At 64.1% G+C, this 14,139-nt stretch carries 13 protein-coding genes; 10 read left to right on the top strand and 3 right to left on the bottom strand.

All coding sequences use genetic code 11. From position 1 onward, the window contains the following. Positions 1–321 precede the first annotated feature (321 nt). Both O9320_20570 and O9320_20565 read left to right on the top strand, forming a co-directional pair. On the top strand, positions 322–2,040 hold the full coding sequence (locus O9320_20570; protein MCZ8313246.1) for a type I secretion system permease/ATPase: 1,719 nt from the start codon (positions 322–324) through the stop codon (positions 2,038–2,040). Between the two features lie 10 nt (positions 2,041–2,050). Then, positions 2,051–3,391, top strand: coding sequence for an HlyD family type I secretion periplasmic adaptor subunit (locus O9320_20565; protein ID MCZ8313245.1), 1,341 nt, complete (start codon positions 2,051–2,053; stop codon positions 3,389–3,391). A gap of 9 nt (positions 3,392–3,400) precedes the next feature. Here the strand turns inward: O9320_20565 and O9320_20560 are convergent, their stop codons facing one another. After that, entirely contained in the window at positions 3,401–4,111 is a 711-nt protein-coding gene (locus tag O9320_20560; GenBank protein MCZ8313244.1) for a formyltransferase family protein, read from the bottom strand. Positions 4,112–4,202: 91 nt separating this feature from the next. Here O9320_20560 and O9320_20555 point away from each other — a divergent pair, with 91 nt between their 5' ends. Genes O9320_20555 through O9320_20530 form a run of 6 tightly spaced genes read left to right on the top strand, consistent with a single transcriptional unit; the run spans position 4,203 to position 8,183 of the window. Further along, positions 4,203–4,916: a class I SAM-dependent methyltransferase gene (locus O9320_20555; protein ID MCZ8313243.1), complete on the top strand. Its 714-nt coding sequence runs from the start codon at positions 4,203–4,205 to the stop codon at positions 4,914–4,916. After that, entirely contained in the window at positions 4,913–5,476 is a 564-nt protein-coding gene (rfbC, locus tag O9320_20550) for a dTDP-4-dehydrorhamnose 3,5-epimerase (GenBank protein MCZ8313242.1), read from the top strand. Before O9320_20555 ends, rfbC begins: the two co-directional genes overlap by 4 nt. After that, positions 5,470–6,342: an SDR family oxidoreductase gene (locus O9320_20545; protein MCZ8313241.1), complete on the top strand. Its 873-nt coding sequence runs from the start codon at positions 5,470–5,472 to the stop codon at positions 6,340–6,342. Before rfbC ends, O9320_20545 begins: the two co-directional genes overlap by 7 nt. A 4-nt stretch (positions 6,343–6,346) precedes the next feature. Next, positions 6,347–7,219, top strand: coding sequence for a CmcI family methyltransferase (locus tag O9320_20540; GenBank protein ID MCZ8313240.1), 873 nt, complete (start codon positions 6,347–6,349; stop codon positions 7,217–7,219). Further along, positions 7,216–7,698 carry a hypothetical protein gene (locus O9320_20535; protein ID MCZ8313239.1) on the top strand — a complete coding sequence of 161 codons (483 nt, stop codon included), beginning with the start codon at positions 7,216–7,218 and terminating at the stop codon, positions 7,696–7,698. Before O9320_20540 ends, O9320_20535 begins: the two co-directional genes overlap by 4 nt. Beyond that, positions 7,695–8,183, top strand: a complete 489-nt coding sequence (locus tag O9320_20530) for a DapH/DapD/GlmU-related protein (GenBank protein ID MCZ8313238.1) — start codon at positions 7,695–7,697, stop codon at positions 8,181–8,183. Before O9320_20535 ends, O9320_20530 begins: the two co-directional genes overlap by 4 nt. Here O9320_20530 and O9320_20525 read toward each other — a convergent pair. Both O9320_20525 and O9320_20520 read right to left on the bottom strand, forming a co-directional pair. Then, positions 8,167–9,819 carry a hypothetical protein gene (locus O9320_20525; protein MCZ8313237.1) on the bottom strand — a complete coding sequence of 551 codons (1,653 nt, stop codon included), beginning with the start codon at positions 9,817–9,819 and terminating at the stop codon, positions 8,167–8,169. The genes O9320_20530 and O9320_20525 overlap by 17 nt on opposite strands. Then, complete coding sequence (locus tag O9320_20520) at positions 9,816–11,936, bottom strand: tetratricopeptide repeat protein (protein MCZ8313236.1); 2,121 nt, start codon at positions 11,934–11,936, stop codon at positions 9,816–9,818. The genes O9320_20525 and O9320_20520 overlap by 4 nt, the downstream gene beginning before the upstream one ends. A 375-nt stretch (positions 11,937–12,311) precedes the next feature. Between O9320_20520 and O9320_20515 the strand changes: the two genes are divergently transcribed. Continuing rightward, a complete protein-coding gene (locus O9320_20515) occupies positions 12,312–13,136 on the top strand; it encodes a flagellin (GenBank protein ID MCZ8313235.1) in 825 nt (274 codons plus the stop codon). A 197-nt stretch (positions 13,137–13,333) separates the two neighbouring features. Next, on the top strand, positions 13,334–14,139 hold an 806-nt coding region (locus O9320_20510), incomplete at its 3' end, for a flagellin (GenBank protein ID MCZ8313234.1).

The raw sequence follows: 14,139 nt of genomic DNA, 5'->3' as shown, positions 1-14,139 counted from the left end.
GGCCTCCGGCGACGTCATCGACATCCGGGCCTTTGCAACCTTCACCGACCTTGCCAGCGTGCAGGCGGCCGCAACCGGATCGGTGATCAACTTCGGCACCGGCAATACGGTCACGGTCACAGGCGTCAACATCTCGAGCCTGACCGCGAGCGACTTCCTCTTCTTTACGATCTAACGACGCTCGAACCCGCCCCCTCTTGCAAAAGAGGGGGCGGTTCTCTTTTCGCCGCACTTCGCACCACCACTGTCATTTTTGAGCGGGCCGTTTTCATGGTCCGTTCTCTCGCGTATTTTTCATAAATCGAGTAGATTGTTTCGATCATGAATGACAAAACCAACGCCAACGCCCTTCGTTCGGCCCTCGCCGCGTGTGCGCCCTATTTCGTGCTGGCGCTCGTTTTCAGCTTTGCCATCAACCTGTTGGCGCTGGCTCCGACGATCTACATGATCCATGTGTACGATGGTGCACTGCACAGTTCGAGCGTGCCCACGCTGGTCATGCTCACGATCGGCGTGATGATCGCGCTGATCGCCCTCTCCGCCCTCGATTTTGCCCGCTCGCAGGTTTTGACCCGCGCCGGTGCGCGCATGGACCGGCTGCTCGCCGGGCGCATCATTGCGGCGATGAATGCGCGCGCGCTCGTGCACGGGCGCACGGCCGGACCTGAGCTGCGCGATCTCGACAATTTCCGCCAATATGCGTGCGGCGGCGGCATTCTCACGATGCTCGATCTGCCGTGGACGCCGGTCTACATCGCCTTTGCCTACGTGCTGCATCCCGTGCTCGGGATCATGTGTGTGGTGTTCTCGGTCATTCTGTTCGTGCTGGCGCTGATCAACGAATGGCTGATTCGTGCCCCGCTGGAGCGCTCGAATGCGGCGGCCGCAAACGGCTATCGCTTCGTCGAAGCGGGTCTGCGCAACGCCGAAGTCGTGCATTCGATGGGCATGATCGGCGCCATTCTTGGGCGTTGGCGCAAGGACCGCACCGCGCATATCGACGACCAGAACGTCGCCAGCGACCGCAACGCGATCATGGCCTCGATCATCAAGTTCCTGCGCATGGCCATGCAGTCGGTCATTCTTGGCGTGGGCGCCTATCTCGTCATCGAGCGCAATTTGAGTGCCGGTGCGATCTTCGCGGCCTCGATCCTGCTCGGCCGCGCCCTCGCCCCGCTCGAGCAGGCGGTGTCGAGCTGGCGCTCGACGATCATGGTGCGCGAATCCTACACGCGCATGCGCGATCTGCTGGTGGGTTTCCCGGAAGCGCCCAAGCACATCGAACTGCCGCGCCCGTCGGGCAAGGTTTCGGTCGAGCAGCTCGTCTATTTCGTGCGCGGCAATCCCAAAGCCGTTCTGCGCGGCATTTCCTTCACCGTGCAGCCCGGCGAGCAGATCGGCATTTTCGGCCCCAGTGCGGCCGGCAAATCGACGCTGTCGCGCGCCATCGTCGGCGCCATCAAGCCCTCGCAAGGCTTCGTGCGCCTTGACGGTGCCGACATCCAGCAATGGAACCGCGAGACGTTCGGCAATTACGTGGGCTACCTGCCGCAGGATATCGAGCTGTTCTCGGGCAACATCGCCGAGAACATCGCGCGGTTCAAAAATGTCGGCGACGACGAAGTCGTGGCGGCCGCCAAGCTTGCCGGTGCGCACGATTTCATCCTGCGCCTGCCCGACGGCTACAACACCCAGATCGGCGAAAGCGGCGCATTCCTCTCGGGCGGCCAGCGCCAGCGCATCGCTCTGGCGCGCGCCGTGTTCGGGAACCCTGCCCTTGTGGTGCTCGACGAACCCAATTCCAATCTCGACATGGAAGGCGACCAGGCGCTGACATCCGCACTCGCCGCTCTCAAAGCCGCCAAAATCACCACCATCGTCGTCTCGCACCGCTCGGTCGCCATGAATGCGGTCGACAAGCTGCTGGTGCTGCGCGACGGCATGATCGACGCGTTCGGCACGCAAGCCGAAGTGCTCGGCCGCAAGCAGCAGGTCGCCGCGGGCGCCGCCCCGCAGCAGCCGCAGCTGCGCAAAGTCTGAGGAAACCGACATGGCAGCCGCCGTACAGAGTGCCCTCGTTTCGACCGATCCCGCTTTGCTGAAAGCGGAATCGATCGCCGCCCCGTTCATTACGGGCATCGCGATCATCGCGCTATTTTTCGGCGGCCTCGGCGGCTGGGCCTATGTGGCCCCGCTCAACGGCGCCGTTCTCGCCCCGGCCGTTGTGCGCGTGGAGGGCAACCGCAAATCCGTCCAGCATCTCGACGGCGGCATCGTGGCCGAGATCCGGATTGCCGAAGGCGACCGTGTGGAACGCGACCAGGTGCTGATCGTGCTCGACACGACCCAGGCCCAAGCCGTCGTCACGCTGATGACCAAGCAGTTCGATGCACTCCAGGCCCAGGAAGCGCGCCTCGTCGCCGAGCAGAACGATCTTGAACGCATCACCTTCCCGCGCACGCTCCTTGATCGGCGCGACGATCCAGCCATCCGCACTCTGCTCGCGTCCGAAGAGCTGCAGTTTTCGACCCGCCTCACCGCCTTGCGCGGCCAGGTTTCGCTGCTGCGCCAAAAATCCACGCAGCTCCAGCAGCAGATTCGCGGCTCGGAAGCCCAGCTGCGCTCGCAGGTGGAGCAGCTGCGCTTGATCCGCGAAGAACTCGTCGCGGCCAAGGAACTGTTCGAAAAGGGCCACGCGACCTTGGTGCGCGTGCGCCAGCTCGAGCGCAACGCCTCCGCCCTCGAAGGCCAGGCCGGCGACATCGACGCCACGATCGCGCGCCTGCGCCAGCAGATCGCCGAGTCCGAACTGCAGGCGATCCAGCTGCGCAACGAGCGCTTTTCGACGGTCGCGGCCGAACTTCGTGACACGCAAGGCAAACTCCTCGACATGGCGCCGCGCTTGAGCTCGGCCCTCGACAATCTGCAACGCGCCGAAATCCGGGCGCCTGAGTCCGGCTTCATCGTCGGCCTCACGGCCTTCACCGTCGGCGGCGTCATCGCGCGCGGCGAGCGCATCATGGACATCGTGCCCGACAAGGAACAGCTGGTGCTCGAAGCCGCGATCGGCGTCGACGACATCACCGAAGTGACGCCCGGCATGACGGTCGAGGTCAGCTTTGCGGCGCTGAAGCAGCGCACCGCCCCCATCATCTACGGCACGCTGACCCAGATTTCGGCCGACCGCATCAGCGATCCGCGCGGGGGCATGCCCTATTTTCGCGGCATCGTCACGATCCCGCCCGAGAACCTTGCCGAGGTCAAAGACGAGCTGCGGCTTGCCCCGGGCATGAACGCCAACGTGATGATCCCGACCACGGCGCGCACGGCGCTTTCGTATCTGATCCGCCCGTTCACGGCATCGTTCGAAAAAGCCTTCCGCGAAAAATAGACGAAGGCATTACGCCGGCGGGGCTTGCCCCATCTCGCGTGTTAGATCGGCATCCGTCCACGGATTGACGATCTTGTAGCGGTGGCCGTGCATCAGCACATAGAGATCCTGGAACGGCCCCTCGCCGAAAGCACGATAGCGCTTGGCATAGTCGGCGGGGGCGATGTCGGCCGGGATCTGGCACATCGCCTCGAAATCCTTACGAAAGCGCGTCGGCCCCGACCAGCTTTCGCCCGTCGGCGGCAGCTCCGTATCCTGCGCCGCCAGATGCGGTGCAAGCGACGCAAAGATGCGCACAAGCGCCTGGAAGGCGAGCGTTGCCACATGCATGCGGCCCCAACCCGGCTGCACGTCGAACCATTCGGTGCGCACGATGGGGCCCGCATCGACTTGGCGCACCATCGCATGCGCGGTCGCACCGAAGTGCGTCGCCCCCTCCCACACCGCAAAGCTTTCGGGATAGACGCCCGGATAGGTTGGCGGGCCGGGATGGAAATTGTAAGCACCCAGATCGCACGCGGCGATGTAGCGGCCGGGTACCACGATATTCGTCGTGAATGCAATCAGACGGCGGCGCCGACGCGGGACGGCAAAGGCCGCGTCGAGCGCTTCGCGCGTCGCGACATGGCGGATCGCGAGGGCCGGTGCCTGGACCTGCAAATGCTGGGTCAGATACGGCGCCTCGCGCTCGCCGGTCAGAAGGACGATTTCGTCCGGCATCGTTCCCCTTTCCGGCTTGATTTGCCCGCTTGATTTGCCCGCGTGCGCGGCGCACCCTTGCCATCATCCGATTCTGCCGGAGGAACTGCAAGTGTCTGCCGCCAGCGGCCCGCAATACCAAAGCGACGGCCTTGCCACCATGCACAATAGCGGGTTCCTGCGCGACCCGCGGTTCCTTGCCGCTTACGATTTCGGCATGATGGTGGGCACGGCCGCGCGCCTCAATCTGCATATCGAATGGCGCGCCTGGATCGCGATCTGGGCGGCCGAACAAGCGCTGCGCGTGGCGGGCGATTTCGTCGAATGCGGCGTCAATACCGGCATTCTCTCGGGCACGGTCGCGCGCTGGACGGGCTTCGAAGCCCGGCCCGAACGCACGATGTGGCTGCTCGACACGTTCGACGGCATGCCCGAAGACCAGCTCAGCGACAGCGAAAAGACCATCGGTCTTGCGCAGTACAACAGCGGCTATCGCGGCAAAGACACGCTCACGGGCGTGCGCGCCAAATTCGCCGGCTATCCCAATGTGCGCATCGTGCCTGGCCGCATTCCGGACACGCTCGCCGAGGTGCAGACCGCGCGCGTGGCGTATCTGTCGATCGACATGAACATGACCCTGCCCGAGATTGCGGCCGCCACGCATTTCTGGCCACTGCTCGCACCCGGCGGCGTGATCCTGCTCGACGACTACAATTGGATGCATCACGTCAACCAGAAGCAGGCGTTCGACGCGTTCGCGGCCGAGCGCAACGTGCCGATCCTCGGCCTGCCGACGGGGCAAGGGATCATCGTCAAGCCGCCATGAATATCCGCCCGCTGAAACTGTCGGGCTGTTTCGAGATCGAGCTCACGCAGCGCCGCGACGAGCGCGGCTATTTCGGGCGCACGTTCGACGCCGAGATCTTCGCGGCGCACGGCCTGCCCGCGTCCTTCGCGCAGGAAAACGAATCCTTCACGCACGCCAAGGGTACCTTGCGCGGCCTACATTTCCAGAAGCCGCCTTTCGCCGAAACCAAACTTGTGCGCTGCCTTGCGGGCAGCGTCTACGACGCCTTCGTCGACCTGCGCGAAGGCTCGCCCACCTACGGAAAATGGGACGCGCATGTGCTGACGGCGACACAGCCGCGCTGGCTCGCGATCCCGAAGGGCTTTGCGCACGGTTTCTGCACGCTCGAGCCCGACACGCTGTTCGCCTACAAGGTCGACGCGCGCTACGCGCCCGAAGCCGAGACGGGCCTGCCGTGGAACGATCCGGCCTTCGGCATTCCATGGCCCACGCCCGCCCCGCTCACGAGTGCGCGCGACCAAAGCCACGCACCCTTCGCGCAGTTCCAAACGCCGTTCGTGGCAGGCATTGCATGGTAGCGATCGCCCTCATCGGTGCGGGCGGCGTGATCGGACGGGCCATTCGGGCACGCCTCGAAAGCGAGGGCCATCGCGTGCGGGCACTCGGCCGCGACATTTGCGACCTCACGGACCCCGCAAAATGCGCCGCCCTCAATCTCGGCGGGGCGCAAGCGCTCGTGCATGCGGGGGGCATTACGGAAGAAAGCGCGCGCACCGACAAAGCCTGGGCGCATGCTGCGACCGGCTGGCACAAAGTGCTCGAGCGCGCAGCGGCTGCCGGCATCGGGCGCGTGGTCTATGTGTCCAGTGCCCATGTCTACGGCACGATGGAAGGCACCATCGACGAGGCCACCCCGCCCGATCCGCGCAGCGACTATGCGCTGCTGCACTATGCAAGCGAGCAGATCCTGCGCCGCTCCGGCATTCCGGGCAGCGTCTTGCGCCCCAGCAACGTCTACGGCATGCCGGGCGATCTTGCGCATTTTGCGCGCTGGGCGCTGACACCCTACGGCTTCCCGCAGGAAGCCGTGCGCGACGGGCGCATCGTGCTCAAATCCTCCGGCCTGCAGATGCGCAATTTTGTGCCAGCCGCAGGCGTGGCCGATGCCGCGTCGCAGGCGGTCGCATGGCCGCATCGCACGCTTGACGTCGCCAATGTGGCGGGAAACGATACGCTCAGCATGCGCGACTTCGCTGCCCGTGTGGCGGAAGCGGCCAAGCGCACGCTGAGGGCCGATGTCGGCCTCGACATTCCGGCGCCCACGCCGGGCGCCGCCCTGCCCTTGCCGCTTCGCTTCGTGGCGCGCGACGGCGCGAAAGCGGGCGATCTCGACGCGTTTTTGTGCGACATGCTGCGTGCTCTTGCGGCGTCAAAGGAGTCCTGAAGACATGAAGTTCGATCCATCCGCCGCGACCGACACCGCGATCGCCAAGGCCTATATCGCCTTCCTCGCGAAAGACCAGCGCCACGACGACCACGCCGCGCGCGCGGAATTCTGCGCCAAGGAAAACGTGGCGCCGAAGCTGCTCTACGCCAATCCGCACATCAAGGCGATCGCAGCACTCTATGCGTCGCACACCAACATCGAGCGCACGGCCGACATGACCTTGCGCGAATATCTGCGCTACCACTACTACTACATCCACCAGGCCTACAAATACGGCCTGCCCGAGATGCAGCAGACCTGGCTCGGCCACCACATCATCAAATCGCCGTCCGATTGCTGGGCCTACCAGGAGCTGATCTGGCGCACCAAGCCCGACATCGTGCTCGAACTCGGCATCATGTTCGGCGGTGCGTCGGTGTTCTTCGCGCATGTGCTCGAGCTCATCGGCCACGGCGAGGTGCTCGGCATCGACATCTCGCTCAAGAACCTGAAGCACCAGCCCAAAGAAGGCGGGCGCATCACCTATCTCGAAGGCGACAGCGGCAGTACTGCGATCCTCGACGAGGTCGCGCGGCGCGTGGCCGGCAAGAACGTACTCGTAATCGCCGACAGCGACCACGAGAAGGAGCACGTGCTGAAGGAGCTGCGCCTCTATTCGCGCTTCGTGCGCAAGGGCGGCTACTACGTCGTCGAAGACACGCTCAACGATCTGATGGGCTTCCATCCGGTGCCCAACGAAGGCCCCTTGGCCGCCATGCGCCAATTCATGGCGGAGACCGACGAATTCGAAATCGACCGCCGTTTGCCGGAGAAATATCTGATGTCGCTGTCCCCCGACGGATTCCTGCGTCGCGTGAAAGGAGGCCCGGCATGATCCGCGCAATCTCCGCCTCGCCCCTGATCGACCGTGCCGCGTTCGCCGCCGCGAATGCCAAAGGTGCGCGCATCGTCGCCGACCCGGCGCGCGGCCTCGTGCAGGCGCGTGGCTTCCAAACGCTCTACGAAGTGCCGCGCGATCTGCAGACCGCCTTGCGCCTCGATCTGCTCGACCTGCACAAGGCAGAGCTCGACAAAGGCGGGCCTGTGCTGTTCGACCATAGCGCGGTCGAATGGATGGCCGACTGGATGCGCTGGCATTGGGCGGCGGTTTCCACGCGCGCATGGGACGCGGCACTTGCCAAGGCCGAAGCGCTCGTCAAACGCTACGACGCGTCGCTGCATCTCGAGAGCGGACCCAAGCGCGGCTACGACGGCTACAACTGGCTCGACGTTCCCAACGCGCAGCAGACCGAAGAGCTGATGCGCTTCCTCTACGGGCGCTTCGGCGTGACGCCGACGATCGCGAAAGGATGATCGAGATCGATCCGAGTGCGGTCGTCTCACCCGACGCGCGCATCTACGGCTCGACGCGGGGTACCCGCATCAAGATCGGTGCGGGCACCTACATCTACGATTTCGTCGTGATCCGTGCTGTCGGCGGCAATGGCGACGTCGAAATCGGGCCGGGCTGCCACATCAACCCGCACTGCACGCTCTATTCGGGCAACGGCATCAAGATGGGCGCTTACGTGCTGCTGGCACCGGGCGTATCGGTCGTGCCGACCAACCATGCGACGGCGCGGCGCGACATCGAAATCCGCCACCAGGGTTTCGCCCCTTCCAAAGGCGGCGTCACGATCGAGGACGATGTGTGGATCGGCTCCAACGCCGTGATCCTCGACGGGACGCATATTGGACGCGGGGCCGTGATCGCGGCAGGTGCCGTGGTCGCGGGCGAGATCCCGCCCTACGAAGTCTGGGGCGGCACGCCTGCCCGCTTCATCAAAGCGCGGCCCTAGCGCACCAACGCCGCCACATCGCGCGGTAGAGCCGCTCGTAGCCACGCGCTTGGCCCGCAAGATTGCACAAGGCGGATTTGGCGACGGCCGCGCGCACAGCCGCACGATCCTGCGAGGGCGCCGCCGCCGCAAGATCGCGCGCCAGCGTGCCGAACGCCGCATCGTTGGAAGTGCACCATTGCGGAAAGCCTGTGCGCGCGAGCATCGCACTCGTCCATCGCTGCAGCACGGTGCTGCCCGTGCGCGTGAGCACGGGCACGCCCATCCACAGAGCCTCGAACGTCGTCGTCGAGCCCGTGAAGGGGAACGTATCCAAGGCGATGTCGATATCGGCGTAGAAGGCGAGATGCGCGTTGCGGTCAAGCGCATCGACCACAAAGCCGATGCGATCGGCATCGATGCCGCGTGCGGCAAAGCGCGACGCGAACAGATCGCGCATCGCAGGCTCGCCGAAGGCGCGCATGAATTTGAGCACGAGGCGCGAATTCGGCACGGCATGCAAGGCCGCCGCCCACAGATCGAACGTGCGGCCGGACATTTTGGCCGGGTTGTTGGCCGAGCCGAACGTGACATAGCCGTTGCGCGAGCTCGGCGGTGCAGCCACCGGCGGAGCGTCGGTGATCGGCGGATGCACATAGTCGAAACGCAGGCGCAAGGGCCGCTCGTCGAACAGATCGCCCCTGCCCGCCAGCATCGTCGGATCGAAGATCGCGGCGTCGATGGCCGTCGTCCCGTGCGTAGCGACGTCGCCGATCGAGATCTGCAGGGGGGCAGCCCGCTGCAGCAGCACGCCGATGCGGTTCTTGTCGAAATGGCCTGCGATCAACGCCAGAATGTCGATGCCGTCGGCGCGGATGCGTGCGGCGACTTCGGCGTCGCTTGCCCCCCGCGTCGAAATCCAATGGTCCGAGGCCGCTTGGAAGCGCTGCGTGACCGCGTCGGGCCGGTCGATCTCGGCATAGACAAAGATTTCGAAATCCGCAGCGTTGCGATGCGCGAACAAGCCCAGCATGCTGCGCGCAACCGAGTGCGAATAGAGATCGGACGTGACATAGCCGATGCGCAGGCGCCGCGCAGGATCGCGCGCGTTGGCGAAGGGCTGCGGCTTTTCGAGCGGCGTATAGGCAGCGGCAAAGCGCCGGTTCTCGTCGCGCACGCGCGTCGGCGAGATCGTGTCGAAATAATTGAGCGTGTTGAGGTAGCCGCGCCAGCATTGCATGCGCAACGGCCCCTCGGCCAACGCAAGGGCGGCCTCGAAGCCCGCGAGCGCTTCGTCGTGGCGCGCCTGCACAAGCAGAGTCTTGGCAAGTTCGTACTGCGCGTTGAAGTCGCGAGGCGCGCGCGCCAGCAAGCTGCGCCACACGCCTTCGGCCGCAACGTTGCGCCCCGCCGCCATCAACGCACGCGCGAGGTTGGTGACGACGGCGAGATTATCGGGGATCTGGCGCAAGGCGGCTTCGAACATCGCGACCGCCCGCTCGGGCTTGCCGAGCACGAAGCTTGCAACCCCGCCATCGACGAGGCTCGGCAGATGCATCGGATCGGCGGCGAGCTGGGCTGCGAACAGGGCTTCGGCCATTTCAAGATTGCCGGCCGCCATTGCTTTAGCGGCTTGGTCGTAATGCGCCGTGCTCATGGCGCACCTTCGCGCGCAAGAAAGTCGCCGAGGGAAGCAGTCGTGCGCGCATCGCGCCACAGCAAATGCTGTCGCTCGACCGTGCGCGCTTTATATGCCGCAAGGGCCGCACGGTCGGCTGCGAACGCAACCGCCTTGGCGACATAATCGTCGGGGTTTGCGGCAATGCCTTCGTCCAAGCCCGCCATTGTCAGGATCGCGGCACTGTGCCGGCCGCGCATCAAATCGCCGGGCCAGGTCAGCACCGGCAGACCTTGTGCGATCGCCTCAAGTGCGGTGTTGCCGCCCGACCAACGCAGCGAATCCAAAAACAGATCGCAGACGCGATTGAGGCCCGCATAATGCGCAAGATCGAGCGGCGGCAACATCGCGATCTGGCAATCGGCCGATGCCCCGCGCGCAGAAAATGCTTTGGCGAGCCTTGCTTGGAAACGCTGCGTGAGTTGCGGGGCCGTCGGGTGACCCAGAAACACGAACTGGCTGTCGGGCACTGAAGCCGCGATGCGCGCCAGCACATCATCGTCCTGTGGCAGATATTTGAAGATCGACTGGCAGCACAGGAAACGCATGGCCCCCGCACGCAGCCCGTATTTCGCGGCATCGACGTGTGCAGGCTCGACGGCGGGCGGCGCATAGTCGATCGACAGGCCCGGCAGGCGCAGCACGCGCTCGGTATAGCGCGCAGCTTCGACGGGCGGCTCCATAAGATCGCTCGTCAAGAACCAATCGATCGTCGGCAAGCCCGAAGTCTCCGGATGGCCCCAGCTTGTGCATTGCACGGGGGCAAGCCGCAGTGTGGCGAGCTTGTGCGAGATCGGATCCATGCCGATCTCGGGGTAGATCAACGCATGCGGCCGGTCGGCGAAGATACGCGCGGCAAGTGCTTCGAAGCCCGGCAGGCCTTCGACGAAAACGTCGCACGCCGCACGCGCTTGGCGCGTCTGCGCATCGTCGGCCATTGCCGTCATGTAGCCGGTCACGACAAATCGCGTGCGGTCGAGAGTTTCGATCCAGCCGCGAAACAATTTCCAGATCGAATGCTGGCGGAAATAGCCGGTGACGAACCCGATGCGCAAACGCCCGTCCGGTTCGCGCGGCGGATTGCCGAGTTTCTGTGACCATTGGGGATAGGTGCGCGCCATCGCGGCGGCAACGAAGGCGCCGTAGCGACGCTGCAGATCGGCATCGTTGCGCGCCTGGTAGGGCAGAAAGAACGGCTGCTGCAGGCCGACGGCCGCCGCCACGTCGGCGGCGATGCCGGGGGCGTCGAGATCGAGTGCGGCAACCGTCTCGTCGAGGGCCCGCGCATAGGCGGATCGTGCTGCATCGATTTCGGCCGCCGTTTCGTAGAGGATCGGCAGTTCGGCAAAACAGACGCCAAGGCGCGCGCCGACATTGCCGGGGGCGAGCGCAAGCGCGGTCGCGTAGGCGGCTTTGGCTTGCCCGCGTGCGTCGCGGTCGAGCAGCAAGGCGCCGAGATTGGCGTGCGCAAGGGCAAGCTGCGGATCGAGTGCGATGGCCCGGCCAAACGCCGCTTCAGCCGCGTCGAGATCCGCCTTTTCGTGCAAGGCGGCACCCAGATTGTTCCAGAGGTCGGCCGCACCCGGCGATGCGGCAAGGGCGGCCCGGTAGCTTTCGATCGCCGGGTCGAGGGCGCGGCGGCGATGGCGCGCACGCGCCAGCAGCGCGTGCGCGCGCGCCGAATTCGGCATGGCCGTGCAGGCACGCACAAAACAAGCTTCAGCTGCAGCGTAATCCTGCAAGGCTTCGAAGCAGACGCCCTGCTCGACCAGCGCGTCGCCGAAATTCGGCGCAAGCCGTGCGGCTTGGCCGTAGGCGTCGGCAGCAACGCGCCAATCGGCGAGCTTGGCGAGCGCGTGGCCAAGATTTGCATACGCTTCGGCATTGGCCGGATCGAGGCGCACGGCTTTGCGCAGATTGGCGGCGGCCGCTTCATAGCGCTCGAGCGCAAGCTCGACAGCACCGAGCGACATATAGACGAGAGGTACTTCAATACCTCCTGCAATTAATTCGCCATAGGCTTGTGCAGCCGGCACCCATTCACCCGCTTGGTGATGGGCCATCGCGCGCCGAAAGATCGCTGTAAGATCGCTCATTTGCGGCTTGTTTCTCGAATCGTCGGCCTTGCCGTCGCTGGGCAAAGCTAGCGTGTTTCGGTCTTTGGCGGCGTAGAATCAAAGATTACACTCTCTTATATATGAGATTCGTCATTCGAAGGATCACTGCAAACGTAAACGTCTGTTTACCCTGATAAATTAAGAGCTTAGCATTCCCATTTGCGTTTACCAACTAAGTCCGTAAATTTTTATGCGCTTTTTTGCGAAATGCATTCATTTTTTTCTTGTCATTTTACCGACAAGGCATCATATTATTAATGCGGGCGCGGATATTGCCCTGACGAATAGTACGACGGACAGTTTGCAACCTTGGCAGAATGCTAAGTTTGGCCCTAGAAAGGAAGGGGTTAGGCTATGTCTAATTCGATTAATACAAATGTCGGCGCGATGGTGGCTTTGGCCTCGCTGCGTACGACACAAGCGAATTTGAACGTGGCCTCTAAGCAGGTACAGACTGGCTATCGCGTCGCCGATGCGGCCGACGATGCCTCGACTTTCTCGGTGGCGCAAGGCATTCGCGGCAACCTGCAGGCCTACCAGGCCGTGCAAGCTTCGCTCGCCAACGGTGTGGGCCTCGGCTCGGTCACGCAGGCGGCCCTCACAAACATCTCGAACCTGATCGGCAACCTGCAGGCCAAGATCACGCAGCTCGCCGACGGGTCGATCAGCGCGAACCAGCGCGCCATCTACACGGCCGATTTCAACGCGATGACCTCTCAGGTCGCCAACTTCATCAGTCAGGCCAACTACAACGGCTCCAACCTGCTGTCGGCAGCCTCGACGGCCAAGACGTTCCTGGCGGACACGAACGGCACGTCGCTGACCATGACCTCGCAGTCGTCGGTCGACGCGGCCTTCAACACCTTCGCCACGACCGCCAACATCGTCGCCTCGGCGTCGGATGCGGCCGCCGGTCTCAACAACCTCTCGACCTTCCAACAGGCGGTTGCCACCTCGCTCGGCGCCAACGCGGCCGAAACCCGGACCTTGCAGCTGCAATCGAGTTTTGTGAACTCGATCGTGGACGCAACGACGACCGGTCTCGGCGCCATCGTCGACGCCGACATCGGCAAGGCTTCGGCTTCGGTGCAGGCACTGCAGGTTCGCCAGCAGCTCGGCATCCAGTCGCTGTCGATCGCCAACCAGCAGCCTTCGGTTCTTCTCGGCCTGTTCCGCTAAGGCAGCAGCCATACGGCTGCTTTTGCCTAAACAGGCCCACCTACCCCATACTAAGCGGGTTAGGCACTATCGGTTCGAGTCGCAGTCAAGGCGGTTCGGCCGTTTCGCAAAGCAAGTCACGACGACGCGTACTTCTCTCAACCTACGAAGCCTAGCAGAACGTTAGGATTGCCCCTCCAAAAACCGAGGATATGAATATGTCGAATTCAATCAATACAAATGTCGGCGCGATGGTGGCTTTGGCCTCGCTGCGTACGACGCAAGCAAATTTGAACGTCGCCTCCAAGCAGGTGCAGACTGGGTATCGCGTCGCCGATGCGGCCGACGATGCCTCGACCTTTTCGGTGGCCCAAGGCATTCGCGGCAACCTGCAGGCCTACCAGGCCGTGCAAGCTTCGCTCGCCAACGGTGTGGGCCTCGGCTCGGTCACGCAGGCGGCCCTCACAAACATCTCGAACCTGATCGGTAACCTGCAGGCCAAAATCACGCAGCTCGCCGACGGGTCGATCAGCGCGAACCAGCGCGCCATCTACACGGCCGACTTCAACGCGATGACCTCGCAGGTCGCCAACTTCATCAGCCAGGCCAACTACAACGGCTCGAACCTGCTGTCGGGAGCTTCGACGGACAAGACGTTCCTTGCCGACACCAACGGCACGTCGTTGACCATGACGTCGCAGTCGTCGGTCGATTTGGCCTTCAACACCTTCGCCACGACCGCCAACATCGTCGCCTCGGCGTCGGATGCGGCTGCCGGCCTCAACAACCTCTCGACCTTCCAGCAGGCGGTTGCCACCTCGCTCGGCGCCAACGCGGCCGAAACCCGGACCTTGCAGCTGCAGTCGAGTTTCGTGAACTCGATCGTGGACGCAACGACGACCGGTCTCGGCGCCATCGTCGACGCGGACATCGGCAAGGCTTCGGCTTCGGTGCAGGCGCTGCAGGTTCGCCAGCAGCTCGGCATCCAGTCGCTGTCGATCGCCAACCAGCAGCCCTCGGTTCT

It is taken from the genome of Magnetospirillum sp., from assembly GCA_027532905.1.
In the GTDB taxonomy this organism is placed as follows: Bacteria; Pseudomonadota; Alphaproteobacteria; order CACIAM-22H2; family CACIAM-22H2; genus Tagaea.
Note: the sequence above shows the minus strand (reverse complement) of the source record. Positions and strands in the feature narration are given on the sequence as shown.

Coding starts and splice junctions, on each gene's coding strand:
- O9320_20530 (MCZ8313238.1), top strand. CDS start 7,695: ATGATCGAGATCGATCCGAGTGCGGTCGTCTCACCCGACGCGCGCATC.
- O9320_20570 (MCZ8313246.1), top strand. CDS start 322: ATGAATGACAAAACCAACGCCAACGCCCTTCGTTCGGCCCTCGCCGCG.
- O9320_20560 (MCZ8313244.1), bottom strand. CDS start 4,111: ATGCCGGACGAAATCGTCCTTCTGACCGGCGAGCGCGAGGCGCCGTAT.
- rfbC (MCZ8313242.1), top strand. CDS start 4,913: ATGAATATCCGCCCGCTGAAACTGTCGGGCTGTTTCGAGATCGAGCTC.
- O9320_20540 (MCZ8313240.1), top strand. CDS start 6,347: ATGAAGTTCGATCCATCCGCCGCGACCGACACCGCGATCGCCAAGGCC.
- O9320_20520 (MCZ8313236.1), bottom strand. CDS start 11,936: ATGAGCGATCTTACAGCGATCTTTCGGCGCGCGATGGCCCATCACCAA.
- O9320_20525 (MCZ8313237.1), bottom strand. CDS start 9,819: ATGAGCACGGCGCATTACGACCAAGCCGCTAAAGCAATGGCGGCCGGC.
- O9320_20545 (MCZ8313241.1), top strand. CDS start 5,470: ATGGTAGCGATCGCCCTCATCGGTGCGGGCGGCGTGATCGGACGGGCC.
- O9320_20565 (MCZ8313245.1), top strand. CDS start 2,051: ATGGCAGCCGCCGTACAGAGTGCCCTCGTTTCGACCGATCCCGCTTTG.
- O9320_20515 (MCZ8313235.1), top strand. CDS start 12,312: ATGTCTAATTCGATTAATACAAATGTCGGCGCGATGGTGGCTTTGGCC.
- O9320_20535 (MCZ8313239.1), top strand. CDS start 7,216: ATGATCCGCGCAATCTCCGCCTCGCCCCTGATCGACCGTGCCGCGTTC.